This window comes from Pseudomonas imrae (genome assembly GCF_046352735.2).
In the GTDB taxonomy this organism is placed as follows: domain Bacteria; phylum Pseudomonadota; class Gammaproteobacteria; order Pseudomonadales; family Pseudomonadaceae; genus Aquipseudomonas; species Aquipseudomonas imrae.
This window is the reverse complement of sequence record NZ_CP110853.2, coordinates 1,019,287-1,041,272: the sequence shown is the minus strand read 5'-3', so window position 1 is coordinate 1,041,272 and position 21,986 is coordinate 1,019,287. Positions and strand designations below refer to the sequence as shown.

The following is a 21,986-nucleotide window of genomic DNA, read 5'->3' as shown; positions in this document are numbered from 1 at the left end:
ACCGTGCCAATCCTGAGTATGTAAAAAGCCCGCCACCGAGTGATCGGTGGCGGGCTTTTTTGTGCGGCGAGGTTAGATCGCGCCGCGCTGGCGCAACAGCTCCAGCACTTGCTTGACGCACTCTTCCAGCGATAGCGACTGGGTGTCGAGTACCAGGTCGGCATTCAACGGCACGTCGTACGGGAACGACTCGCCAGGGATGTTATCCCCGCCTGCCGCGTACAACCCTTGCGGGTCACGCTCGGCGCACACCAGCGGCGAAGCCTGCACATACACGGTCAGCAGGCGGTCACTGCCGATCAGGGCCTTGGCCTGTTCACGGCCTTCGGCATCCGGCGCAACGAAGGCAGCCAGGGTCAGCAGGCCGGCTTCGTTGAACTGACGCGCCACGTGAGCAGCACGACGCCAGTTCTCGGTACGCCCGGCACGATCCTGCGGCAAACCTTTGTTCAGGTCATGACGCAGGTTCTGGCCATCCAGCACAAACACCGCACGCCCCATGTCGAACAACTTGCGCTCGACGGCGTAGGCCAAGGTGCTTTTGCCAGCACCCGACAGGCCGCTGAACAACACGGTGGCCGGCTGCTGGCCGAAGCGCTGCGCGCGCTCTTCGGTGGCGACGTGGGCCAGCTTGCCGTGTTGCGCGGCACTGCCATGGTTGACCGGTGGTGCGATGATCATGCCCGCCGCCACAGTGCCGTTGGTCAAACGGTCAATGACGATGAACGCACCGGTGGTGCGGTTGCTCGCATAACCGTCCAGGGCAATCGCCGCATCGAGGCTGACCTTGACCCGGCCAATCTCGTTCAACTGCAATGCACTCGCCGGGCCTTCTTCCAGCGTATTGACGTCTACGCGATGGACGATGCTGGTGATGGAGCCCGGCACATAGCTGGTGGCGCGCTTGATGTCGTATTTCTTGCCCGGCAGCATCGGTTCTTCGGCCATCCATACCAGCATGGCGTCGAAGGCGTCGGTCACTTGCGGCACGTTGTCAGCGTGTACCAGCAGGTCGCCGCGGGAGATATCAATCTCGTCTTCCATGGTCAAGGTCACAGCCTGGCCGGGACCGGCGTGCTCCAGTTCACCTTCGAAGGTGACGATGGATTTGACGCGGCTGCTCTTGCCCGACGGCAGCACCACCACTTCGTCGCCTTTATGCACGACGCCGCTGGCCAGGGTGCCGGCGAACCCACGGAAGTTCAGGTTCGGACGGTTGACGTACTGCACCGGGAAACGCAGGTCGGTGTAGTTGCGGTCGTTGGCGATCTCGACAGTCTCGAGAATCTCCATCAGCGACTGGCCGGTGTACCAGGGCGAGCGCTCGCTCTTGTTCACCACGTTATCGCCCTTGAGCGCCGACATCGGCACAAACGCCATGGTGCTCGGCTTGAACGCAATGCCCTCGGCAAACTTCAGATAATCGGCCTTGATCGACTCGAACACGCTTTGGTCGAAGCCGTTGAGGTCCATCTTGTTGATCGCAATCACGATGTGCTTGATGCCCAACAGCGAAGCGATAAAGCTGTGACGACGGGTCTGGGTCTGCACGCCATAGCGCGCATCCACCAGAATGATCGCCAGGTCACAGGTGGATGCGCCGGTGGCCATGTTGCGGGTGTACTGCTCATGGCCGGGGGTATCGGCGATGATGAATTTGCGTTTGGCGGTGGAGAAATAGCGGTAGGCAACATCGATGGTGATGCCCTGCTCACGCTCGGCCTGCAGGCCGTCGACCAGCAATGCCAGGTCGATGTCGTCACCGGTGGTGCCGACTTTCTTCGAATCGCGGGTGATGGCTTCCAGGTGATCTTCGTAGATCATCTTGGAGTCGTGCAGCAACCGCCCGATCAGCGTGCTCTTGCCGTCGTCGACGTTGCCACAGGTCAGAAAGCGCAGCATTTCCTTGCGTTCATGCTGGCCCAGGTAGGCGAGGATGTCCTCGCTGATCAAATCAGATTGATGGCTCATTGTGTTCAAGCTCCGAGCTGTAAGCTTCAAGCGGCAAGCTAGTCGGCGTACAGCTAGTCAGAAATTTTGTTGATCAGGCCGCAGAGCATTTTTGAAAGCTCGCGAGTTTCAGCAATCCACTTATCAGCCAGCGGTTGGGCGATGTAAGCAATGTCACTGCCGATGAGAATCTGTGTCCGTAACTCTCCACAAGAAGCCTTCGCGATCCAAAGAAAACGTACCTTTTCTTTGGCGCTGCAACGCTCCATTCCCTCAGCAATATTGGAAGGCACTGAAAGTGCTGAGCGCGTGATTTGGTCCTTGAAACCCAAATCCCTGCATTGAGCCAACTCTCGGTAGATACCCACCGCTAGACACTTACTTCTCTGCCAAACAACCAACTTCTCGAAATCCATTACGAGTCACTCGATCGCGGCTCGCAACGACCGGCTGCAAGCATCAAGCCACAAAATTACGCATACCGCCTTTAACTTGCAGCTTGCCGCTTGTAACTCGAAGCTTAAAAGTACCCCTGCCGTTTTTTATCTTCCATGGAGCCTGCGCCATCGTGGTCGATGACCCGGCCCTGGCGCTCGGAAGTTCGCGTCAGGAGCATTTCCTGAATGATGTCCGTCAGGCTTTCGGCCTCGGACTCCACGGCGCCCGTCAACGGGTAGCAACCAAGGGTACGGAAACGTACTTTCTTTTTGACGATTCGGGCTTTGTCTTCGGCGGACAGGTGTTCGAGGATGCGGTGGTCGTCGATCATGATCAACGTGCCGTTCTTCTCGATCACGTCGCGTTCGGCGGCGAAGTACAACGGCACAATCGGGATGCCTTCCAGATAGATGTACTGCCAGATGTCCAGCTCGGTCCAGTTGGACAGCGGGAACACGCGGATCGACTCACCCTTGTTGACGTTGCCGTTGTAGACGTTCCACAGCTCCGGGCGCTGGTTTTTCGGGTCCCAGCGGTGCTTGCTGTCGCGGAATGAGTACACGCGCTCTTTGGCGCGGGACTTCTCTTCATCGCGACGGGCGCCACCGAAAGCTGCGTCGAAACCATGCTTGTCCAACGCCTGCTTGAGGCCTTCGGTCTTCATGATATCGGTGTGCTTGGCGCTGCCGTGGGTAAACGGGTTGATGCCTTGTGCCACGCCGTCCGGGTTGACGTGAGTGATCAGCTCCAGGCCGAGTTCTTCAACCATACGGTCGCGGAACTTGTACATCTCCTGGAATTTCCACTGGGTGTCGACGTGCATCACCGGAAACGGCAGTTTGCCCGGGAAAAACGCCTTGCGCGCCAAGTGCAGCATCACGGCGGAGTCTTTACCGATCGAGTAGAGCATCACCGGGTTATCGAACTCGGCGGCGACCTCGCGGATGATGTGGATGCTTTCCGCCTCCAGCTGTTTGAGATGCGTCAGTTTGTCGACCATGGCTACTCACGGAAAAACGATCTTATGGACGGCCTGCGGGCCGTGTTCGAGCGAGGCATGCTAGCACAGCACCTGCTTCTAATCAGGGAGCCAGCTAGATCGAAACGATATATGAATATGCCCCGAGGTTTGGCTGCGCGGGCCGGTCGACCCAGTCAAATATGGAGCTCGACAGCTCGCGCATTCATCTTGTGGTGAGGCTTAGATCGGGTTCGGGCAATCGATAAACAGATGTTCCAGGGCAAAACGCCGCGCCAGGTAGTCGCCCAGCGCCTGCACACCGTAACGCTCGGTGGCGTGATGGCCGGCGGCGATGAAGCTGATGTCGTTTTCCCGAGCACTATGAAACGTCTGCTCCGAGGCCTCGCCACTGAGGTACAGGTCGACACCGGCCGCCACGGCCTGGTCGATATAACCCTGGCCACCGCCGGTGCACCAGCCCACCCGGCGGATCATCGCGCTGCCTTCGATCAGCAGGGGTTCACGTCCCATCGACTCCCGGACACGGCGGGCAAAATCCCGCGCCGACAGAGGCTCGGCCAGAGAGCCCACCAGGCCGACAACCTTGAGGTTGTCCGGGTCCAGCGGACCTTCGACCGTGATGTCCAGTTGGCGCGCCAACTGCACGTTGTTACCCACTTCCGGATGCAGGTCCAGGGGCAAGTGATAAGCCAGCAAGCTGATATCGTGCTTGAGCAGGGTCTTGAGGCGGCGCTGCTTCATGCCGGTGATGCAAGGGTTCTCACCTTTCCAGAAGTACCCATGGTGCACCAGCACCAGGTCAGCCTGGGCCTCTACGGCAGCGTCCAGCAGCGCCTGGCTGGCCGTCACGCCGCTGACGATACGCAACACCTGCGGCCGGCCCTCCACCTGCAGGCCATTGGGGCAGTAATCGGCAATTTTCGCGCTGCCAAGGTAACGGTCAGCCTCTTGGACAAGGGTGCTGAGAGCGACGGCCATAAAAGACTCCTAAATATCCCGTTCGGAGGCGCTCGCGCCTCGTATAATGCGCGACATTATGGGCGCTCTCCCGCCCCCTGCAACCTGTCAGGATGTACTTGATGCTCAAGGCGCTGCGTTTTTTTGGATGGCCATTGCTGGCCGGCGTGCTGATCGCGATGTTGATTATTCAGCGTTATCCCCAATGGGTTGGCCTGCCAAACCTGGACGTCAACCTGCAACAGGCACCGCGAACCAATGCGGTGCAGCAAGGCCCGGTCACTTATGCCGATGCGGTGATCGTCGCGGCGCCTGCCGTGGTCAACCTGTACACCACCAAGGTCATCAACAAACCGGCGCATCCGTTGTTCGAAGATCCGCAGTTTCGCAGGTTTTTCGGCGACAACTCACCCAAGCAGCGACGCATGGAATCAAGCCTGGGTTCAGGCGTGATCATGAGCCCGGAAGGCTACATTCTCACCAACAATCACGTGAGCACAGGCGCCGACCAGATTGTCGTGGCCCTGCGCGATGGCCGGGAGACCCTGGCGCGAGTGGTGGGCAGCGATCCGGAAACCGATCTTGCGGTATTGAAAATCGATCTGAAAAACCTGCCGGCCATCACTATCGGTCGTTCCGAAGGCCTGCGGGTCGGTGATGTGGCGCTGGCCATCGGCAATCCGTTCGGGGTCGGCCAGACCGTGACCATGGGTATCATCAGTGCCACCGGGCGCAACCAGTTGGGCCTCAATAGCTACGAAGACTTTATCCAGACCGACGCCGCAATCAACCCCGGCAACTCGGGCGGTGCGCTGGTGGACGCCAACGGCAACCTGACCGGCATCAACACCGCGATCTTCTCGAAATCCGGTGGATCCCAAGGCATCGGCTTCGCGATCCCGGTGAAGCTGGCTATGGAAGTGATGAAATCGATCATCGAGCACGGCCAGGTGATTCGCGGCTGGCTGGGCATCGAAGTACAACCGCTGACCAAGGAATTGTCCGAATCCTTTGGGCTGACCGGGCGCCCGGGTATTGTCATCGCCGGCATCCTGCGCGGCGGGCCGGCGGAAAAAGCCGGCATGCAGGTCGGCGATGTAATCCTCAGCATCGACGGCGAACCTGCGGGCGATGGTCGTCGCTCGATGAACCAGGTGGCGCGAATCAAACCGACTGACAAGGTCGCCATCCAAGTCATGCGCGATGGCAAGGAAATCAAACTGTTGGCCGAAGTAGGCCTGCGGCCGCCGCCGGCAATCGCACCGGTGAAGGAACAGGAATAAACGCGGCGCCCTGAAGGGATATATTCTCATTGGTCATGTTATATTGTTTCAATATTGATATTGGAACGCTAGACCATGACGTCTCGAAAGCTTGCCCCCCTGGCCGGTATCGCCCTCGGATTACTGGTGGATCCGATATTCGCCGACGATACCGGCTCCCTTGAACTCGATACCATCAGCGTCACCGCCGATGCTTACGAATCGGCCACCGGCCCGGTCAAGGGCTACCGCGCAACCCGCTCGGCCAGCGCGACCAAGACCGATACCGCCCTGCGTAATATCCCACAAGCAATCAGTGTGATTCCCGCCAGCGTCCTCAAGGACCTGGGCAGCACCAACGTCGAGCGCGCCCTGGAGTTTGCCGGCGGCGTGTCCAAGCAGAACAATTTCGGGGGCTTGACGCTGTACGAATACAGTGTGCGCGGCTTTACCACCTCGGAGTTCTACCAGGACGGCTTCAGCGCCAACCGCGGCTACCCCAGCACTCCGGACACGGCCAATATCGAACGCATCGAAGTACTCAAGGGCCCCGCCGCCAGCCTTTATGGGCGTGGTGATCCCGGCGGCACCGTGAATATCGTCAGCAAAAAGCCGCAGCCCGAAGCCTTCACCACGCTGCAAACCAGCGCCGGCAGTTGGGATCGCTATCGTACCGCCCTTGACCTCAACACCCCGCTGGACAGCGAAGGCCGCGTGCTGACGCGGGTCAACCTGGCGGTGGAAGACAACCACAGCTTCCGCGATCACGTGCAAAGCAAACGGGTATTCGTCGCGCCCTCTTTCAGTTGGCAATTGGACCCGGATACCAGCCTATTGGTGGAAAGCGAATTCGTGCGCCACAGCTCGACCTTCGACCGCGGCCTGGTTGCCCCCAACAACGGCTGGGGCGGCATGTCGCGCTCGACCTTCCTTGGCGAACCCAACGACGGCGACATCCGCAACCACAACAACCGCCTGCAAGCCACCCTTGAGCATCATCTGAACGATGCGTGGAAACTGCGCCTGGCCAGCCACTACAAGCAAGGCAGCTTGTGGGGCGAAGCGTCGGAAAACCGCGCGCTGAATGCAGACGGCCACACCATCAACCGCCGTTATCGCCAACGCTCCATGGGTTGGCACGACAGCATCACCCAGCTTGAACTGCGGGGGTTGTTCGATATTGGGAGTTGGCAGCATGAACTGCTGATCGGCACCGAGTACGAGGACTACCGCAAGAAAGAACGCGTGACCGCAATTGAAGGCAGCTACCCTATCGACATCTACAAACCGATCTACGGCGAGCCAAAGCCCACCGGCAAGCGCACCGGCACCGATTTCCTCGCCCAGGTAAAAAGCCAGGCGCTGAACCTGCAAGACCAGATCATTTTTACCGACCGGCTGCGCGGTATGGTCGGCGTGCGCCTGGAGCATGTCGAGCAAAGCTCCGATGACTTCACCCGCAATCACGCCAAGAGCCAGAAGACCCACGACGCACTGACCCAACGCGCCGGCCTGCTGTATCAATTGACACCCCAAGTGGGGTTGTTCGCCAACGCGTCTACTTCGTTCAAGCCTCAAAGTGACCTTGACGCCGCCGGTAACTTCTTCAAGCCCGAGGAAGGTGTTGGCTACGAAGTGGGGATCAAGACTGAGCTGTTCGACGATCGCTTGAGTGCAACCCTCGCGGCCTTCCATATCGAGAAGGAGAATGTCCTGTCCACCGACCCCGCCACCGACACCAAACGCGCCATCGGCAAAGCCCGCAGCCAGGGTTTCGACCTGCAACTGACCGGACAAGTGACTGACGCAGTGCGGGTAATTGGCGCCTACGCCTACATCGACGCCGAGGTGACCAAGGGCGACAAGGAAATCCCCACCGGTAGCCGCATTCTCGGCGTGGCCAGACACACGGGCAGCCTGTTGGGCGTGTATGAATTCCAGGACGGCGCGCTGCGCGGTTCCGATCTGGGTGCGGCGTTCACTTATGTCGGAGACCGCTCAGGCGAGGCCGGCAAAAGCTTTGAATTGCCGGCCTACCACACGGTCGACCTGCTGGCCCATTACAAAGCCAGCGAAAATGTCACCGTGGGTCTGAACCTCAACAATCTGTTCGATGAAAAATACTACGAGCGCTCCTACAGCAACTACTGGGTCAACCCCGGTGAGCCGCGCAATTTCACCGTAAGCCTGACCCTCAACCTGTAAAAGGACGTCACCATGCAAGCGTTAAAATCCCTGGCCGTGCTCGGCCTGCTGTTCGCCACCCAGGCCTCGGCCCATGGCCTGTGGACCGAGCAACGCCGCGGTCATATCGAAGTCGTCTACGGCCATGGCGCCGAGGACAATGCGTTCAAGGCACAGAAAGTCAGCGGCGCCTGGGCGTATGACGCTGGCGGCAAGATGGTCCCGGTGACGGTCCAGCGCCTGGACGACCACGCGCGTCTGCAACCACTGAAATCCCCCGCCGTGCTGGCGGTGGTGCTGGACAACGGCCCGTGGTCGCAGACGCCCGACAAAAAATGGGTGAACCAGGGCCGCAGCCAGGTACCTGGCGCTATCGAATCGACCCATGCGCTGAAATACAGCCTGGCGATTTATCAGGCGGGGGCAAAGCTGCCCAGGCTGGATCAATTGAAAATGCTGATTTTGCCAGAAGTCGACCCACTGACCGTGGGCCCAGGCAAGTCACTGCCGGTGCGGGTACTGATCGATGGCAAACCGGCAGCCGGGATCAAGTTGATCGGCGACTACCGCAGCGCGCCGAACACCTTGAGTACTGAGACCGACAAGGATGGCCGGGCGCAGGTCGTGGTGCGCAATGAGGGGTTGAATGTCATTGCGGCACAGGTTGAAGTGCCGGTGAAAGGCGATGCCGATGTGCAAAGCCGCGCACTGTTCAGCTCGCTGACGTTCCTTGGCGAACCGCATCACGAGTAGACATCGCCCATCCTGCAGGTGTGAACTTGCTCGCGCCTGCAGGACGACTACAAAGCCACCGGCGCTCTTTCGCAGAGGGTATTAAGTGCCGCCGCCCACTGAGGATCATCATTGAGGCAGGGCACCAGCACCAACTCCTCGCCGCCGGCCTCGCGGAACTGCTCAAGCCCGCGATCGCCGATTTCTTCCAGCGTCTCGATGCAATCGGCAACGAACGCCGGGCACATCACCAGTAGCTTCTTCACCCCTTGCTCGGCCAACGCTTGCAGCCGTGCTTCGGTGTAAGGTTCGATCCACTTCGCCCGACCCAGGCGCGACTGGAAGGCCACCGACCATTTACCGTCCGGCAAACCCATGCGCTCGGCAAAATTGCGTGCAACGCTGAAGCACTGCGCGCGGTAGCAGGTGGCGAGTACCGCAGGGGAGGCATTGCTGCAGCAATCGGCATCCTTGAAACAATGCGAACCGGTCGGGTCGAGCTTTTTCAGATGGCGCTCAGGCAGACCATGAAAACTCAGCAACAAGTGGTCAAAGTCTTGCTCCAGATAAGGCTTGGCGCTTGCCGCCAGGGCATCCAGGTACTCCGGCTCGTCGTAGAACGGTTGCAGGATCGAGAACTGCACGTCGAGCTTTTTGTCACGCACCACGCGCCTGGCTTCTTCGATGACGGTGGTGACAGTGCTCTCGGCGAACTGCGGATACAGCGGCGCCAGCGTGACTTTGCCAATGCCTTGGGCTGCCAGGCGCGTCAGCACGCTCTCAATCGATGGATCGCCGTAGCGCATTGCCAGCTCCACCGGGCCGTGGGTCCACTGGGCCGTCATTTGCTGTTGCAGGCGACGGCTGAGTACCACCAGCGGCGAGCCTTCGTCCCACCAGATAGAAGCGTAGGCATGGGCCGACTGTTCGGGGCGCTTGATCAGAATCAGTGACACCAGCAAGCGTCTTACCGGCCACGGCAAGTCGATCACATACGGGTCCATCAAAAACTGGTTGAGGTAGCTGCGCACATCGGCTACCGAAGTGGAAGCCGGTGAGCCCAGGTTGACCAGTAACAACGCGTGATCCGTCATGCAACATCCTATCTCTAGAGGCGGCTGGACAAATCATCCAGGGCCGCGCGCAACTCAGTGAACTGAAAAGTGAAACCGGCAGCCAATAACCGCTCGGGTACGGTCTTCTGACCACCCAGCAACAACCCGGACAATTCGCCCAGGCCCACCCGCAAGGCAAAGGCCGGCATCGGCACGACTGCCGGGCGGTGCAGTACCTGGCCCAAGGTCTTGGCGAACTCGCTGTTACGTACCGGATGAGGCGCGCAAGCATTATAAGGACCACTGGCGTCAGACTTGTGCAGAAGAAAATCAATCAGGGCGATTTGATCCTTGATATGCACCCACGGCATCCACTGCCGGCCGTTGCCAATAGGCCCACCCAGCGCCAGTTTGAACGGCAACAACAGGCGCGACAAAAAGCCGCCCTCGGCCGCCAGCACCAGACCGGTGCGTACCAGCACCACGCGCATGCCCAGCGCTTCGGCGCGCTGGGCCGTCTCTTCCCAGGCAATGCACAACTGGCTAGGAAAATCGTCCTGCACCGGGCCGCTGTCTTCGCTCAACTCACGCTCGCCACCATCGCCGTACCAGCCCACGGCAGAACCGGAGATCAGCACTGCCGGCTTTTGCTCAAGCCCTTCAAGCCAGGCGAGCAACGTTTCGGTAGTACCGATCCGGCTACTCCACAGCAATGCCTTGCGTTTATGGGTCCAGGGACGGTCGGCAATCGGCGCGCCCGCCAGGTTGACCACCGCATCCACCGGCGCTGCCACCTGTTCTAACCGGGCAACACCCTGCACTTGTGCGCCACACAGATTGGCTACCTGTTCGGGACGGCGACTCCAGACTGTCAGGCGATGCCCCTGGGTAAGCCAGTACCGACAGAGCTGGCGACCGATCAACCCTGTGCCGCCGGTCAGCAAAATATGCATGAGATTATCCTCGTGTAACGTTCGCCGGCCATCACTGGTCTATTTTATTAACAGGGTTCTTTTTCAAGCTGGCGCAACGTTGGTTTAACCCTCAGGTTTAACCATAGGTCATGCCAAACATTCAGGCACGCCAAAACTTATACCAAAAAACAATATTGTACAGCTATTGGTGCCGGCGTAGTCTGTACCCAAAGGTAAAACGAGGCCTACCATGACTGTTCCCATCGCGATCATCGGCACCGGCATCGCCGGATTATCGGCCGCCCGAGCCCTGAAAGATGCCGGGCACGTTATCCAGCTATTCGATAAGAGCCGTGGCAGCGGCGGACGCATGTCCAGCAAAAGTAGCGCTGCCGGAGCCCTTGACCTGGGCGCCCAATACTTCACCGCTCGCGACCGGCGTTTTGTCGCAGAAGTGCAGCGCTGGCAGGCCAATGGCTGGGCTGAACAGTGGACACCGCAGCTATACAACTCCAGGTCAGGGCAGCTCAGCCCATCCCCCGATGAGCAGATCCGCTGGGTCGGCACGCCGCGCATGAGCGCCATCACCCGCGCCCTGCTCGATGACCTGCCGGTGGAGTTCGGTTGCCGTATCACCGAGGTATTCCAGGGCAAGCAACACTGGAACCTGCTGGACGCCGACGGCGGCAGCCACGGCCCCTTCAGCCACGTGATCATCGCCACGCCGGCACACCAGGCCACGGCACTGCTGGCTGCCGCACCCAAGCTGGCGAGCACCGCCGCGGGGGTAAAAATGGACCCTACCTGGGCCATCGCACTGGCCTTCGATGCGCCCCTGGACACGCCTATGGAAGGCTGCTTCGTGCAGGACAGCCCACTCGATTGGCTGGCCCGCAACCGCAGCAAACCAGGACGCGACGCCCCCCTCGACACCTGGGTACTGCACGCCACCAGCGCCTGGAGCAAAGAGCACTTGGACCTGTCCAAGGAAGCAGTCATCGAGTTGTTGTACGGCGCGTTCGCCGAACTGTTGCACTGCCCGATGCCTGCGCCATCCTTCAGCCTCGCCCACCGCTGGCTATATGCCCGCCCAGCTACCAGCCATGAATGGGGGGCTCTGGCCGACGCAGACCTGGGCTTGTACGTGTGTGGCGACTGGTGCCTCTCTGGACGGGTCGAAGGCGCATGGCTCAGTGGCCAGGAAGTGGCGCGCCGATTGATTGAACAACTGCAATGAACTGCATCAACTGCGCTAAATGGCTGCGGTCAAAATAGGCAGCAGCCCCGCCCCCTAAACCTCTACAAAAAATTTGACTTGTACAGCATCGAATCTATGATGACCGTTAGTTGTACAGACAAACCACTCTGTACAGGAATCTCCCAGAGGCTTGGTCATGCCCGCTACCGCGTCCGCCCCCCCCAAACCCAAGATCGCCATCAGCGCCTGCCTGCTGGGCCAGAACGTGCGCTTCAATGGCGGGCACAAGCAATCCCTACTCTGCAGCCAGACCCTTGGCGAATACTTCGACTTCGTTGCGCTATGCCCGGAAGTCGCCATCGGCATGGGCGTTCCTCGTGAAGCGATTCGCCTCGTAGGTGATGCGCAGCAACCGCAAGCCATTGGCACCGTACACCGCGAACTGAACGTGACCCAACCGCTGGCCGAGTATGGTCAGCAAATGGCCGCCGAGCACACCGACCTCTGCGGTTATATTTTTATGCAAAAGTCGCCGTCCTGTGGGCTGGAGCGCGTCAAGGTCTACCGTGCCAATGGCACCCCGGTCGAAGGCGGCGGACGCGGCATCTATGCCCAGGCGTTCTGTACGCGCCACCCCAACCTTCCGGTGGAGGAAGACGGGCGCCTGCATGATCCGGTGCTGCGCGAAAACTTCCTGACCCGCGTCTTCGTCTACGCCGACTGGCAACAGTTGCTGGCCGCAGGCCTGACCCGGCATCGCCTGCTCAGCTTCCATGCGCGCTACAAATATCAGTTGATGGCCCACAGCCCGGCCCACTACAAAAGCCTGGGCAACCTGCTGGGCAACATGGCCAAGGTCAATGACCTTGATGATTTGGCCGCGCGCTATTTCAGCGAGTTGATGACCGGGCTGAAAAAGTGCGCCACCCGCGGTACCCACTCCAACGTGCTGCAACACATCAGTGGCTATCTCAAGCAAGCCATCAGCGCCGAAGACAAACAGGAAGTACAAACCCTCATTGGCCAATACCGCCACGGCATCGTACCGCTGGTGGTGCCGCTGACTTTGCTCAAGCATCACTTTCGCCAACATCCGGACCGCTACATCGCGCAGCAGGCATATCTGCAACCGCATCCGGAAAACCTCAGCCTGCGTAATGCGATCTAACTCATGAATGCATCAGTGCAAGCCCCCGCCGAACCTGTGCAGGACATGGCTCAAGCCCTGGCACAAGGCTGGCTGCCGATTCGCGAAGTGGCCCGCCAGACCGGCGTCAACGCCGTGACCCTGCGGGCCTGGGAGCGACGCTACGCATTGATCGTGCCGCAGCGCACGCCCAAGGGACATCGGCTGTTTTGTGCCGAGCACGTACAACGTATCCACACCATCCTCACGTGGCTCAACCGAGGTGTGCCGGTCAGCCAGGTCAAGCAGTTACTCGACAACACGCAAGCGGTCGACGACAGCATCGAGAGCGAATGGCACAGCCTGCGACAAACCCTGTTGCAGGCCATCGGCCAACTGGCCGAGCGACGGGTCGACGACGCCTTCAACCAGGCCATGGCCCTTTATCCGCCGCGTACCCTGTGCGAACACCTGTTGCTGCCCTTGCTCAAGGACCTTGAACAGCGCTGGCAAGGACAGTTCGGCGCGCAGATGGAGCGGGTATTTTTTCACTCCTGGCTGCGCAGCAAGTTTGGCGCGCGGATGTATCACAACAATCGCCAACTCAATGGCGCACCGTTGCTGCTGATCAATCAATCCGACCTGCCGCTTGAGCCCCATTTGTGGCTGAGTGCCTGGCTGGCCAGCAGCGCAAATTGCCCGGTGGAAGTCTTCGACTGGCCCCTACCGGCGGGTGAGTTGGCGCTGGCGGTCGAACTTCTGCAACCGCGCGCCGTGCTCCTGTATTCAAGCAAGTCGATCAACCTGGCGATGCTGGCGAAGCTGTTGGCCGGGGTCAACTACCCAATCGGGATAGCCGGGCCGGTTGTATGCATCCGCCCGGCCGAACTGTCGGTATTGACCCATGACATCCCTGCATTGTTTCTGGCCGAAGACCCGTTATCGGCCCATCTGACATTGATCCAGCGTGGACTTATCTAAATGCATTTGATCTGGCTGCGCACCGATTTGCGCCTGCATGACAACACCGCCCTCGCCGCCGCTTGCCAGCGCGGCCCGACGGTAGCCGTGTACCTGATCAGCCCGGACCAGTGGCAGGCCCATGACGATGCCCCGTGCAAGGTGGACTTCTGGCTGCGTAACCTGCAGAGCCTGAGCCAGGCCCTGGGCAAGTTGAATATTCCCCTGCTGATCCGGCATGCCGCCACGTGGGACCTGGTGCCCGAAGTGCTGGGCAAACTGTGCCGGGAGTTGTCCATAGAGACGGTCCACGTCAACGACGAGTATGGAATCCACGAAACCCGACGCGACGCAGACGTTGCCCGGGCCCTGGAAGCGGACGGGGTAACTTTCCACCGCTACCTGGACCAGTTGCTGTTTCAACCCGGCAGCGTATTGACCAAGACGGGCACCTACTTCCAGGTGTACAGCCAGTTCCGCAAAGTCTGTTACGAGCGCCTGCACAGTGCTCTGCCCCGCTTGGTGGCAACACCCAATGCCCAGGCGCCGTTGCCGATCGGCAGCGATCCGGTCCCGCAGCAGGTCGCAGGGTTTGCCACGCCCGGTGAGACTTTGCGAGCCCTGTGGCCAGCCGGCGAAAAAGAAGCACGGCGGCGCCTGGAACAGTTTTGCGACGAACAAATCAGCCACTACAAAGATGAGCGCGACTTCCCGGCCCAACCTGGTACCAGTCAGCTCTCGGCGTACCTGGCGGCGGGAGTGCTTTCACCTCGCCAGTGCCTGCATGCCGCGCTGCAACACAATCAAGGCGAATTTGAAAGCGGTAATGTCGGAGTGGTCACCTGGATCAACGAGTTACTGTGGCGTGAGTTCTACAAACACATTCTGGTGGGCTATCCACGGGTTTCGCGCCATCGTGCCTTTCGCCCGGAAACCGAGGCCGTGGCCTGGCGCAATGCTCCCGAGGACCTCGCCGCCTGGCAGCAAGCACGTACCGGCCTGCCCATCATCGATGCCGCCATGCGCCAACTGGTCGAAACCGGATGGATGCACAATCGCCTGCGGATGGTGGTGGCGATGTTTCTAACCAAGAACCTGCTGGTCGACTGGCGTGAAGGAGAGCGCTTTTTCATGCGCCACTTGATCGACGGAGACTTGGCCGCCAACAACGGCGGCTGGCAGTGGAGTTCATCCACTGGCACCGACTCGGCGCCTTACTTTCGGATTTTCAGCCCGCTGAGCCAGTCCGAAAAGTTCGACGGCCAGGGACGCTTCATCAAGCAATGGCTGCCACAGCTGGCCGGACTGAATAAGAAAGAAGTCCATAACCCCAATGCCGTCGGCGGCCTGTTTGGCGTGACCGACTACCCACCGCGTATCGTCGATCTGAAAAAATCCCGCGAGCGCGCCCTCGCCGCATTCCGCAGCCTGCCCTCGCGCCAGGCAGTTGGAGGTGTGTATGAATGATCGCCTGCCACGGAACAATGCCCATTGGCTAGAAAGGAAATTGGTATGAATGCTCCTGTGCCACGTCGTTACTGGTTGACGGGCGCCAGCAATGGCATCGGCCTGGCCCTGGCCGAAGTACTGCTGGCCAGCGGCGCACAGGTGGCACTCAGTGCCCGCGCCAAGAAGCCCCTGGAACAACTGGCGATGAAATTTCCAGGGCAAGTACTAGTGGTCGCCGGGAACCTGACCAACAGTCAAACTGTGCGTGAAATCGGGCAACACATTGCACAGGCCTGGGGTCACGTGGATACGGTGATTCTGAATGCGGGTACCTGCGAGTACGTCGATGCCAAGCAATTGGATACCTCAATCATCGAACACGTAGCACGCACCAATTTGCTGGCGAGCAGCTACTGCATCGAAGTCGCACTACCCTTGTTACGCGCCGGGCAGACGCCCCATTTTGTAGGTGTCGCCAGTGCCGCGACCTACCTGCCGATGCCCTGCACCGAAGCGTATGGCGCATCCAGGACAGGCTTGCGTTACTTGTTTGAATCTCTACATGCCGAGGTGTCGCCTGAAGGCATGGATGTAACGGTAGTCAGCCCTGGCTTTGTTGATACCCCGCCGACCGCCCACATCGATTTCCCTATGCCCTTGAACTGGCCGGCAGACAAGGCTGCCGAGCATATTTTTGCCAAGCTGGCCGCCCGCCCGCTGGAGATCACCTTCCCTGCACTTTTCCTGGCCACTCTATGGCCTCTGTCGACGCAGCCCAATCGCACCCGGCTGACGATCGGCAAACGCATGCTGCGCAGCCCACCGCCTCACAAGGATACCCTGTGAGTCCCCGCATCATCGGCGGGGGCATTTCCCGGTTTTTGCATTACTGCAGCTCATGGAGTCTCGCGCGAACGCTCGTCAGGACTTTCATACGCTGATAACGCGCTTGCCTTACACTGCCCCCCTATGACCAACATCCCTCACACCCAAATTGTCGAACCTGCCGTCACCTGTTCCACGTGCGCGGCCTGCTGCTGCCAGCTGGAGGTCATGCTGATTACCGACACCGGCGTGCCTGATCGCTTTATCGAAACTGACGATTGGGGCGGTGAAGTCATGTTGCGCCTGGACGACGGCTGGTGCGCGGCGCTGGATCGCGACACGATGATGTGCACGATCTATGAGAAGCGGCCATTGATTTGTAGGGAGTTCGAAATGGGCGCGCCGGAGTGCATCGAAGAACGCCAGGGGATCGCGACGGTATACCGCTGAAGAATACTTGCCTGTACCGCAGCAACTGCCGAGCCAAGACCAGACAGTTGCTGCGTTGCATAAATGGTTACATCGCCATGGTGTAGTGCAGCGAATAGCTCTCGACACCGTCGTTATTACTGGCGATTCCAGCGTTGGAATAGTGCGTGGCGCGAATACCTACCTCATGCCCGCCGGCAAACCGCAAACCAAAGCCCAGGCGGTCTTCGAACTGGAAAGCCTGGCCGATATTGTTGTCCTCGACCCGGGTGCGGGAAAACAACGCTACGCCGATTCCGGCCTCGATGTAGGGTTTTACCGACTCGCCAGCAAACTCATACACAAACACCGGGGAGAACGACAGGCTGCTTACGCTTGCGCGTTTGTCGCCGTCCCAAAAAGTATAAGCGCCGCTCCAGTAGCCAGTCAGGCGACCGACATCGCTCTGCCACCAGCTCTTGTCCCAATTTGACTGTACGCCCAAGCGATAGGTCATGGTCGAATCGCTGGTATGGCCTACCCCGAATTCCAGGCCCGCAGCCTGGGCAGAAACCGAGTGCCCCACCACTACGGCTGCAATCGCAGCCAAACAGAACAAACGCCTCATAACAAACATCCTTCCCAAACGAAGTTATAGGTTTTTACCGCTCAAGAGCTATAGAAGCCGTCGTTTACGCAGAAGTTCATTCGAAAAACCTGCCATTTCACAAATTTTTCACAAACCAAATCTTCGCACAACGCCGCCGAACTTCCACAGCTTGGGTAGGATATTTGTTAGATGTTGCGGATCGCCGCTGGTCCAGAACTGGGTAGCCTGAGGATTGCCGTCGGCCAGCAGTTCGTGCTCACCCAACAGGCGCTGTAACTGACGAGCCACCGCAGCCCCGGTGTCGATCAGGCTGATCGAGGACGGCAGCATCTGCGCCAACAACGGCTTGAGGAAGGGATAGTGGGTACATCCGAGGATAATCGTGTCGCACCCGGCCTCAAGCAGTGGCTCGACATACCCTCGTAACAACTGGCGCAGCGCCAGGCTGTTCAGATCGCCCGTCTCGATCAGGTCCACCAGCCCGGGGCACGGCTGGGTAACCACCCGCACGTCGGTAGCGAAGCGGTCAAGAAGCGCGGCGAATTTGGCACTTTGCAAGGTGCCCGTGGTGGCCAACACCCCGACCACGCCACTGCGGGTCGCCGCCGCCGCTGGCTTGACCGCCGGCTCCATCCCCACCAATGGCCAGTCGGGAAAGTCTTGACGCAAATCAGCCACCGCGGCGACTGTGGCTGTGTTGCAGGCGATCACAAAGGCCTTGGCCCCCCGCTCGCGGAAAAATCCAGCCACCAGGCGCGACCGTTCGCGAATGAATTCTGGCGTTTTCTCACCGTAGGGGATGTGCCCGCAATCAGCCACGTACAGCAGTGACTCGTGGGGCAGCAGACGCTGGATCTCGTCCAGCACCGACAGACCGCCGACACCGGAATCGAACACACCTATCGGCGCGCTCTTAACCATGATGGCTGCCGCAAACGCTGCAACCCGGGTCGCGCTTGACTCGCAACTCGCGGAACCGTGTACTCAAGGCATCGATCAACAACAGCCGCCCCACCAGCGGCTCACCAAAACCCGCCAGCAGCTTCAGGGCTTCCAGGGCCTGCAGACTGCCCACCAGCCCCACCAACGGACCGACGACTCCGGCTTCGCTGCAAGTCAGTTCGGTTTCGCTGCCGTGCCCATATAAACAGTGATAACACGGGCTTTCTGCGCGCCTTGGATCGAACACCGACAGCTGCCCATCCAGGCGAATCGCCGCACCGCTGACCAACGGCCTGCCAGCAGCCACACACGCGGCATTCACCGCCTCGCGGGTGGAAAAGTTGTCGGAGCAATCGAGCACCACGTCCACACCGGCAACCGCAGCCGCCAACGAATCAGCGTCCAGCGCCGTGCGATGGGCAATCAACTGGACCTCTGGGTTGATTGCGTTCAGCCGACGAATGGCTGAGTCGACCTTGCTCAGGCCGACGCTGTCGGTGTCGTGGATGATCTGGCGTTGCAGGTTGGTCAGGTCGACCGTGTCGAAATCCGCCAGGTGCAACTCCCCCACACCAGCCGCCGCGAGGTACAAGGCAACCGGCGCACCCAAGCCGCCAAGGCCGACGATCAGCGCACGACTGCGTTTGAGGCGTAACTGACCTTCTATGTCGACATGCTGCAACAGAATTTGCCGGCTATAGCGCAACAGCTCCTGATCGTTCAGCACGGCCGGCGCCCCAGACTGATGCGTTCATGGCCACCGAGATCGACACGGCTGTGGACCGTTTCGAAGCCTTGCGCCAGCAGCAGATCTCGAACAGCTGGAGCCTGGTCATAGCCGTGCTCCAGTAACAGCCAGCCGTCGGCTTCCAGATAGGTAGGCGCCTGGGAGATGATCGCACGCAGGTCGTCCAGACCGTCAGGGCCTGCGACCAAAGCGCTGGCCGGCTCGAAACGCACATCGCCGGCCACCAGGTGCGGGTCGGTGGTGGCAATATAGGGCGGGTTGCTGATGATCAGGTCATAGCTGCGGCCTGCCAGGGCGCTGAACCAATGACTGCTCAGTACCATCGCGTTGTCCAGATGTAGGCGCTGGCGATTGCGCTCGGCCAGGGCCACGGCCTCCAGCACACGGTCCACGGCAGTCACTTTCCAGGCCGGACGCTCGCTGGCCAGGGCCAGGGCAATCGCGCCGCTGCCGGTGCCCAGGTCCAGGACACTGGAGGGTGTGGCGGGCAGCAGCTCCAGCGCAGCCTCCACCAGCATCTCGGTTTCCGGGCGGGGAATCAGCGTGTGGGGCGCGACTTCCAGGTCCAGCTTCCAGAAACCCTGCTGACCAAGGATATAGGCCACCGGCTCACCGGTACGGCGGCGCTGCAGGTAGTCGGCAAAGACCAATGCGTCTTCGGTGCTGACGATCTTTTCCGGCCAGGTGTGCAGATAGCTGCGAGGCTTGCCGAGGGCGGCGGCCAACAACAGTTCTACATCAAGGCGCGCGGTTGGCGAATCAGGCAGATCGGCGGCGCGCAACAAACTGGCAATAATGGTCATTTATTCACCTATCGCAGCCAGTTGGTCAGCCTGGTATTCGGCCAGCAAAGGCTCGATCACCGCATCTACGCCACCGGCGAGGATTTCGTCCAGGGAATACAGGGTCAGGTTGACCCGATGGTCGGTGACCCGGCCCTGGGCAAAATTGTAGGTACGAATGCGTTCGGAGCGATCGCCAGAACCCACCAGCAATTTACGTTCGCTGGCAATCGCATTGGCTGCGGCGCTGGTCTGTTGGTCGTTGAGCTTGGCCGACAGCCATGACATGGCTCGCGCCCGGTTCTTGTGCTGGGAACGCTCTTCCTGACACTCCACCACAATCCCGGAGGGTAAGTGCGTGATGCGGATCGCCGAGTCGGTCTTGTTGACGTGCTGCCCACCGGCACCCGATGAGCGGTAGGTGTCGACGCGCAAATCTGCCGGGTTGATCTCGATGGTTTCCTGCTCGTCCGGCTCGGGCAACACGGCCACGGTACAGGCCGACGTGTGAATCCGGCCCTGGGATTCGGTCGCCGGGACGCGCTGCACGCGATGAGCACCGGACTCGAATTTCAGCTTGCCGTAGACGTTGTCTCCTTCCACCCGGGCGATGACTTCTTTATAGCCGCCATGCTCCCCGATGTTCTCGGAGAGGATTTCCACCCGCCAGCCACGTCGCTCGGCATAGCGCGAATACATGCGAAACAGATCACCGGAGAAAATCGCGGCCTCGTCACCGCCGGTCCCGGCACGGATTTCCAGGAACACGTTGCGTCCATCGTTCGGGTCTCTGGGCAGCAACATGCGTTGCAGGTCGGCTTCCAGCTCGGCGAGTTTTTCCCGGGCCTCGCGAACTTCTTCCACGGCCATTTCGCGCATGTCCGGGTCGCTGTCCTTGAGCAGCGCCTGGGCACCTTCGAGGTCGGCCTGCACTTTGAGCAACTGCTTATAGGTGGCCACAACGGGTTCAACTTCCGCGTACTCCTTGGAATAGGTGCGGAACTTGTTTTGATCGGAGATGACTTCGCCGTCGCCGAGCAAGGCTGTCAATTCTTCGAAGCGGTCCTGGAGAACGTCCAGTTTATTGAGCAGTGACGCTTTCATTGCGTTTTTTTATCCGAAGAGCTATCCGACGCGCCCTCACCGAGGGCAAAGAGTTCCTGGGCCATGGCCAGCGCATCGAGGCGGCCTTCGGCAGTCAGTTTTTTAAGCTGTACGCTTGGCGCGTGCAGTAACTTGTTGGTAAGGCCGCGGGCAAATTGCATCAAGACATCTTCAGCGCTGCTGCCATTGGCGAGCAAACGCTGGGCCTTGATCAATTCCTCGTCCCGCAGACGCTCGCCTTGCTGACGGTAAGCCTTGAGCACATCCACGGCCGCCAGTTCACGCAGGCGCACCATGAATTCATCGGCGCCGACAGCAACCATTTCCTCAGCCGCCTGGGCGGCACCCTGGCGGCTCTTGAGATTCTCAGCGACTACTTCGTGCAAGTCGTCGACGCTGTAGAGGTAAACGTCGTCCAACTCACCGACTTCCGGCTCGATATCCCGGGGGACGGCGATATCCACCATGAAAATCGGCTTGTGTTTGCGCAGCTTCAAGGCGCTTTCCACCGCACCTTTGCCCAGGATCGGCAATTGGCTGGCGGTGGAGCTGATGACGATATCGCTGCGTACCAGCTCGGCCGGGATGTCCGCGAGCAACACCGCATGGGCGCCAAACTGTTCGGCGAGGATACTGGCGCGCTCCAGGGTACGGTTGGCCACCACGATACGCTTGACCCCCAGGTCATGCAGGTGCCGGGCGACCAGGGTGATGGTCTCGCCCGCGCCAATCAGCAACGCCTGGCTGCGCTGCAGGTCGCTGAAAATCTGCTTGGCCAGGCTCACCGCAGCAAACGCCACGGACACCGGGTTTTCACCGATGGCCGTGTCAGTACGCACCTGCTTGGCCGAATTGAACGTAGCCTGGAACAAACGCCCCAGCAGCGGCCCCACGGTCCCGGCTTCACGGGCCACGGCATAGGCCGACTTCATCTGGCCAAGGATCTGCGGCTCACCCAACACCAGCGAATCGAGCCCGGCGGCAACGCGCATCATGTGACGAACTGCCGCATCGTCCTCATGCACATAAGCGCTGGCGCGCAGGTCATCGAGGCTCAAATGATGGTAATCAGCCAGCCAGCGCAGCACCACATCCACCGAAAGATGTTCCTGCTCTATATAGAGCTCGCTGCGATTGCAGGTGGAAAGGATCGCAGCTTCGCGGCTGTCGGTGAGCCGGCAGAGCTGCTGCAAGGCCTCAACCAATTGCTCCGGAGTAAACGCCACGCGCTCGCGGACGTCTACAGAAGCAGTCTTGTGGTTGATACCCAGAGCAAGGAAGGCCATTCAATATCGCTGATGATGTCGGGAAGCCGACAATTGTCCTACTTCGATAGATTCAGAACAACCACCGTCGTCTA

21 protein-coding genes are annotated in these 21,986 nt (G+C 60.1%); 9 read left to right on the top strand and 12 right to left on the bottom strand.

The genetic code is table 11. The annotated features are described in order from the left end of the window. Nucleotides 1-72: 72 nt before the first annotated feature. The 4 genes from cysN to OQ460_RS04605 all read right to left on the bottom strand — a co-directional run bounded on the left by cysN (nucleotide 73) and on the right by OQ460_RS04605 (nucleotide 4,348). Nucleotides 73-1,971, bottom strand: a complete 1,899-nt coding sequence (gene cysN, locus OQ460_RS04620; RefSeq protein ID WP_410020706.1) for a sulfate adenylyltransferase subunit CysN — start codon at nucleotides 1,969-1,971, stop codon at nucleotides 73-75. 53 nt (nucleotides 1,972-2,024) lie between these two features. Then, nucleotides 2,025-2,366 (bottom strand): four helix bundle protein, encoded by a 342-nt coding sequence (locus OQ460_RS04615; RefSeq protein ID WP_410020705.1) that lies wholly within the window; start codon nucleotides 2,364-2,366, stop codon nucleotides 2,025-2,027. Nucleotides 2,367-2,470: 104 nt separating this feature from the next. Beyond that, nucleotides 2,471-3,388 carry a sulfate adenylyltransferase subunit CysD gene (cysD, locus tag OQ460_RS04610; protein ID WP_410020704.1) on the bottom strand — a complete coding sequence of 306 codons (918 nt, stop codon included), beginning with the start codon at nucleotides 3,386-3,388 and terminating at the stop codon, nucleotides 2,471-2,473. A gap of 201 nt (nucleotides 3,389-3,589) precedes the next feature. Next, nucleotides 3,590-4,348: a Nif3-like dinuclear metal center hexameric protein gene (locus OQ460_RS04605; protein ID WP_410020703.1), complete on the bottom strand. Its 759-nt coding sequence runs from the start codon at nucleotides 4,346-4,348 to the stop codon at nucleotides 3,590-3,592. Between the two features lie 101 nt (nucleotides 4,349-4,449). Between OQ460_RS04605 and algW the strand changes: the two genes are divergently transcribed. From algW to OQ460_RS04590, 3 genes are all read left to right on the top strand, one after another. Continuing rightward, entirely contained in the window at nucleotides 4,450-5,610 is a 1,161-nt protein-coding gene (gene algW / locus OQ460_RS04600; RefSeq protein WP_410020702.1) for a Do family serine endopeptidase AlgW, read from the top strand. A gap of 75 nt (nucleotides 5,611-5,685) precedes the next feature. After that, on the top strand, nucleotides 5,686-7,794 hold the full coding sequence (locus OQ460_RS04595) for a TonB-dependent siderophore receptor (protein WP_410020701.1): 2,109 nt from the start codon (nucleotides 5,686-5,688) through the stop codon (nucleotides 7,792-7,794). Between the two features lie 12 nt (nucleotides 7,795-7,806). Further along, nucleotides 7,807-8,526 carry a DUF4198 domain-containing protein gene (locus OQ460_RS04590; RefSeq protein WP_410020700.1) on the top strand — a complete coding sequence of 240 codons (720 nt, stop codon included), beginning with the start codon at nucleotides 7,807-7,809 and terminating at the stop codon, nucleotides 8,524-8,526. 47 nt (nucleotides 8,527-8,573) lie between these two features. Here the strand turns inward: OQ460_RS04590 and hemH are convergent, their stop codons facing one another. Both hemH and OQ460_RS04580 read right to left on the bottom strand, forming a co-directional pair. Further along, entirely contained in the window at nucleotides 8,574-9,599 is a 1,026-nt protein-coding gene (hemH, locus tag OQ460_RS04585) for a ferrochelatase (RefSeq protein ID WP_410020699.1), read from the bottom strand. Nucleotides 9,600-9,613: 14 nt separating this feature from the next. Beyond that, nucleotides 9,614-10,513, bottom strand: coding sequence for a TIGR01777 family oxidoreductase (locus OQ460_RS04580; RefSeq protein ID WP_410020698.1), 900 nt, complete (start codon nucleotides 10,511-10,513; stop codon nucleotides 9,614-9,616). 211 nt (nucleotides 10,514-10,724) lie between these two features. Here OQ460_RS04580 and OQ460_RS04575 point away from each other — a divergent pair, with 211 nt between their 5' ends. The 6 genes from OQ460_RS04575 (at nucleotide 10,725) to OQ460_RS04550 (ending at nucleotide 16,482) form a co-directional block, all read left to right on the top strand. Then, entirely contained in the window at nucleotides 10,725-11,711 is a 987-nt protein-coding gene (locus OQ460_RS04575; protein WP_410020697.1) for an NAD(P)/FAD-dependent oxidoreductase, read from the top strand. 157 nt (nucleotides 11,712-11,868) lie between these two features. After that, nucleotides 11,869-12,840 (top strand): YbgA family protein, encoded by a 972-nt coding sequence (locus OQ460_RS04570; protein WP_410020696.1) that lies wholly within the window; start codon nucleotides 11,869-11,871, stop codon nucleotides 12,838-12,840. 3 nt (nucleotides 12,841-12,843) lie between these two features. Then, on the top strand, nucleotides 12,844-13,779 hold the full coding sequence (locus OQ460_RS04565; RefSeq protein ID WP_410020695.1) for a MerR family transcriptional regulator: 936 nt from the start codon (nucleotides 12,844-12,846) through the stop codon (nucleotides 13,777-13,779). Then, nucleotides 13,780-15,225: a deoxyribodipyrimidine photo-lyase gene (gene phrB / locus OQ460_RS04560; RefSeq protein ID WP_410020694.1), complete on the top strand. Its 1,446-nt coding sequence runs from the start codon at nucleotides 13,780-13,782 to the stop codon at nucleotides 15,223-15,225. Between the two features lie 45 nt (nucleotides 15,226-15,270). Further along, nucleotides 15,271-16,053, top strand: a complete 783-nt coding sequence (locus OQ460_RS04555; protein ID WP_410020693.1) for an SDR family NAD(P)-dependent oxidoreductase — start codon at nucleotides 15,271-15,273, stop codon at nucleotides 16,051-16,053. 123 nt (nucleotides 16,054-16,176) lie between these two features. Then, entirely contained in the window at nucleotides 16,177-16,482 is a 306-nt protein-coding gene (locus OQ460_RS04550; protein ID WP_410020692.1) for a YkgJ family cysteine cluster protein, read from the top strand. Nucleotides 16,483-16,549: 67 nt separating this feature from the next. Here the strand turns inward: OQ460_RS04550 and OQ460_RS04545 are convergent, their stop codons facing one another. The 6 genes from OQ460_RS04545 to hemA form a co-directional block, all read right to left on the bottom strand. After that, the gene (locus OQ460_RS04545; protein ID WP_410020691.1) at nucleotides 16,550-17,068 is read right to left on the bottom strand and encodes an acyloxyacyl hydrolase; all 519 of its coding nucleotides are present in this window, start codon (nucleotides 17,066-17,068) and stop codon (nucleotides 16,550-16,552) included. Nucleotides 17,069-17,176: 108 nt separating this feature from the next. Continuing rightward, the gene (gene murI, locus OQ460_RS04540; RefSeq protein ID WP_410020690.1) at nucleotides 17,177-17,971 is read right to left on the bottom strand and encodes a glutamate racemase; all 795 of its coding nucleotides are present in this window, start codon (nucleotides 17,969-17,971) and stop codon (nucleotides 17,177-17,179) included. Then, a complete protein-coding gene (locus OQ460_RS04535) occupies nucleotides 17,964-18,719 on the bottom strand; it encodes a molybdopterin-synthase adenylyltransferase MoeB (protein WP_410020689.1) in 756 nt (251 codons plus the stop codon). Before OQ460_RS04535 ends, murI begins: the two co-directional genes overlap by 8 nt. After that, the gene (gene prmC, locus OQ460_RS04530) at nucleotides 18,713-19,543 is read right to left on the bottom strand and encodes a peptide chain release factor N(5)-glutamine methyltransferase (protein ID WP_410020688.1); all 831 of its coding nucleotides are present in this window, start codon (nucleotides 19,541-19,543) and stop codon (nucleotides 18,713-18,715) included. The genes OQ460_RS04535 and prmC overlap by 7 nt, the downstream gene beginning before the upstream one ends. Continuing rightward, on the bottom strand, nucleotides 19,544-20,626 hold the full coding sequence (gene prfA / locus OQ460_RS04525) for a peptide chain release factor 1 (RefSeq protein WP_410020687.1): 1,083 nt from the start codon (nucleotides 20,624-20,626) through the stop codon (nucleotides 19,544-19,546). It lies immediately after the preceding gene. Then, complete coding sequence (gene hemA, locus OQ460_RS04520) at nucleotides 20,623-21,912, bottom strand: glutamyl-tRNA reductase (RefSeq protein WP_410020686.1); 1,290 nt, start codon at nucleotides 21,910-21,912, stop codon at nucleotides 20,623-20,625. Before hemA ends, prfA begins: the two co-directional genes overlap by 4 nt. Nucleotides 21,913-21,986: the final 74 nt, after the last annotated feature.

What these genes read in the sequence shown, in the direction of transcription:
- OQ460_RS04580 (WP_410020698.1), bottom strand. Translation starts at nt 10,513, where the DNA reads ATGCATATTTTGCTGACCGGCGGCACAGGGTTGATCGGTCGCCAGCTC.
- OQ460_RS04590 (WP_410020700.1), top strand. Translation starts at nt 7,807, where the DNA reads ATGCAAGCGTTAAAATCCCTGGCCGTGCTCGGCCTGCTGTTCGCCACC.
- cysD (WP_410020704.1), bottom strand. Translation starts at nt 3,388, where the DNA reads ATGGTCGACAAACTGACGCATCTCAAACAGCTGGAGGCGGAAAGCATC.
- algW (WP_410020702.1), top strand. Translation starts at nt 4,450, where the DNA reads ATGCTCAAGGCGCTGCGTTTTTTTGGATGGCCATTGCTGGCCGGCGTG.
- OQ460_RS04550 (WP_410020692.1), top strand. Translation starts at nt 16,177, where the DNA reads ATGACCAACATCCCTCACACCCAAATTGTCGAACCTGCCGTCACCTGT.
- hemH (WP_410020699.1), bottom strand. Translation starts at nt 9,599, where the DNA reads ATGACGGATCACGCGTTGTTACTGGTCAACCTGGGCTCACCGGCTTCC.
- OQ460_RS04575 (WP_410020697.1), top strand. Translation starts at nt 10,725, where the DNA reads ATGACTGTTCCCATCGCGATCATCGGCACCGGCATCGCCGGATTATCG.
- phrB (WP_410020694.1), top strand. Translation starts at nt 13,780, where the DNA reads ATGCATTTGATCTGGCTGCGCACCGATTTGCGCCTGCATGACAACACC.
- hemA (WP_410020686.1), bottom strand. Translation starts at nt 21,912, where the DNA reads ATGGCCTTCCTTGCTCTGGGTATCAACCACAAGACTGCTTCTGTAGAC.
- OQ460_RS04605 (WP_410020703.1), bottom strand. Translation starts at nt 4,348, where the DNA reads ATGGCCGTCGCTCTCAGCACCCTTGTCCAAGAGGCTGACCGTTACCTT.
- murI (WP_410020690.1), bottom strand. Translation starts at nt 17,971, where the DNA reads ATGGTTAAGAGCGCGCCGATAGGTGTGTTCGATTCCGGTGTCGGCGGT.
- OQ460_RS04595 (WP_410020701.1), top strand. Translation starts at nt 5,686, where the DNA reads ATGACGTCTCGAAAGCTTGCCCCCCTGGCCGGTATCGCCCTCGGATTA.
- prfA (WP_410020687.1), bottom strand. Translation starts at nt 20,626, where the DNA reads ATGAAAGCGTCACTGCTCAATAAACTGGACGTTCTCCAGGACCGCTTC.
- OQ460_RS04545 (WP_410020691.1), bottom strand. Translation starts at nt 17,068, where the DNA reads ATGAGGCGTTTGTTCTGTTTGGCTGCGATTGCAGCCGTAGTGGTGGGG.
- OQ460_RS04565 (WP_410020695.1), top strand. Translation starts at nt 12,844, where the DNA reads ATGAATGCATCAGTGCAAGCCCCCGCCGAACCTGTGCAGGACATGGCT.
- cysN (WP_410020706.1), bottom strand. Translation starts at nt 1,971, where the DNA reads ATGAGCCATCAATCTGATTTGATCAGCGAGGACATCCTCGCCTACCTG.
- OQ460_RS04570 (WP_410020696.1), top strand. Translation starts at nt 11,869, where the DNA reads ATGCCCGCTACCGCGTCCGCCCCCCCCAAACCCAAGATCGCCATCAGC.
- OQ460_RS04555 (WP_410020693.1), top strand. Translation starts at nt 15,271, where the DNA reads ATGAATGCTCCTGTGCCACGTCGTTACTGGTTGACGGGCGCCAGCAAT.
- prmC (WP_410020688.1), bottom strand. Translation starts at nt 19,543, where the DNA reads ATGACCATTATTGCCAGTTTGTTGCGCGCCGCCGATCTGCCTGATTCG.
- OQ460_RS04615 (WP_410020705.1), bottom strand. Translation starts at nt 2,366, where the DNA reads ATGGATTTCGAGAAGTTGGTTGTTTGGCAGAGAAGTAAGTGTCTAGCG.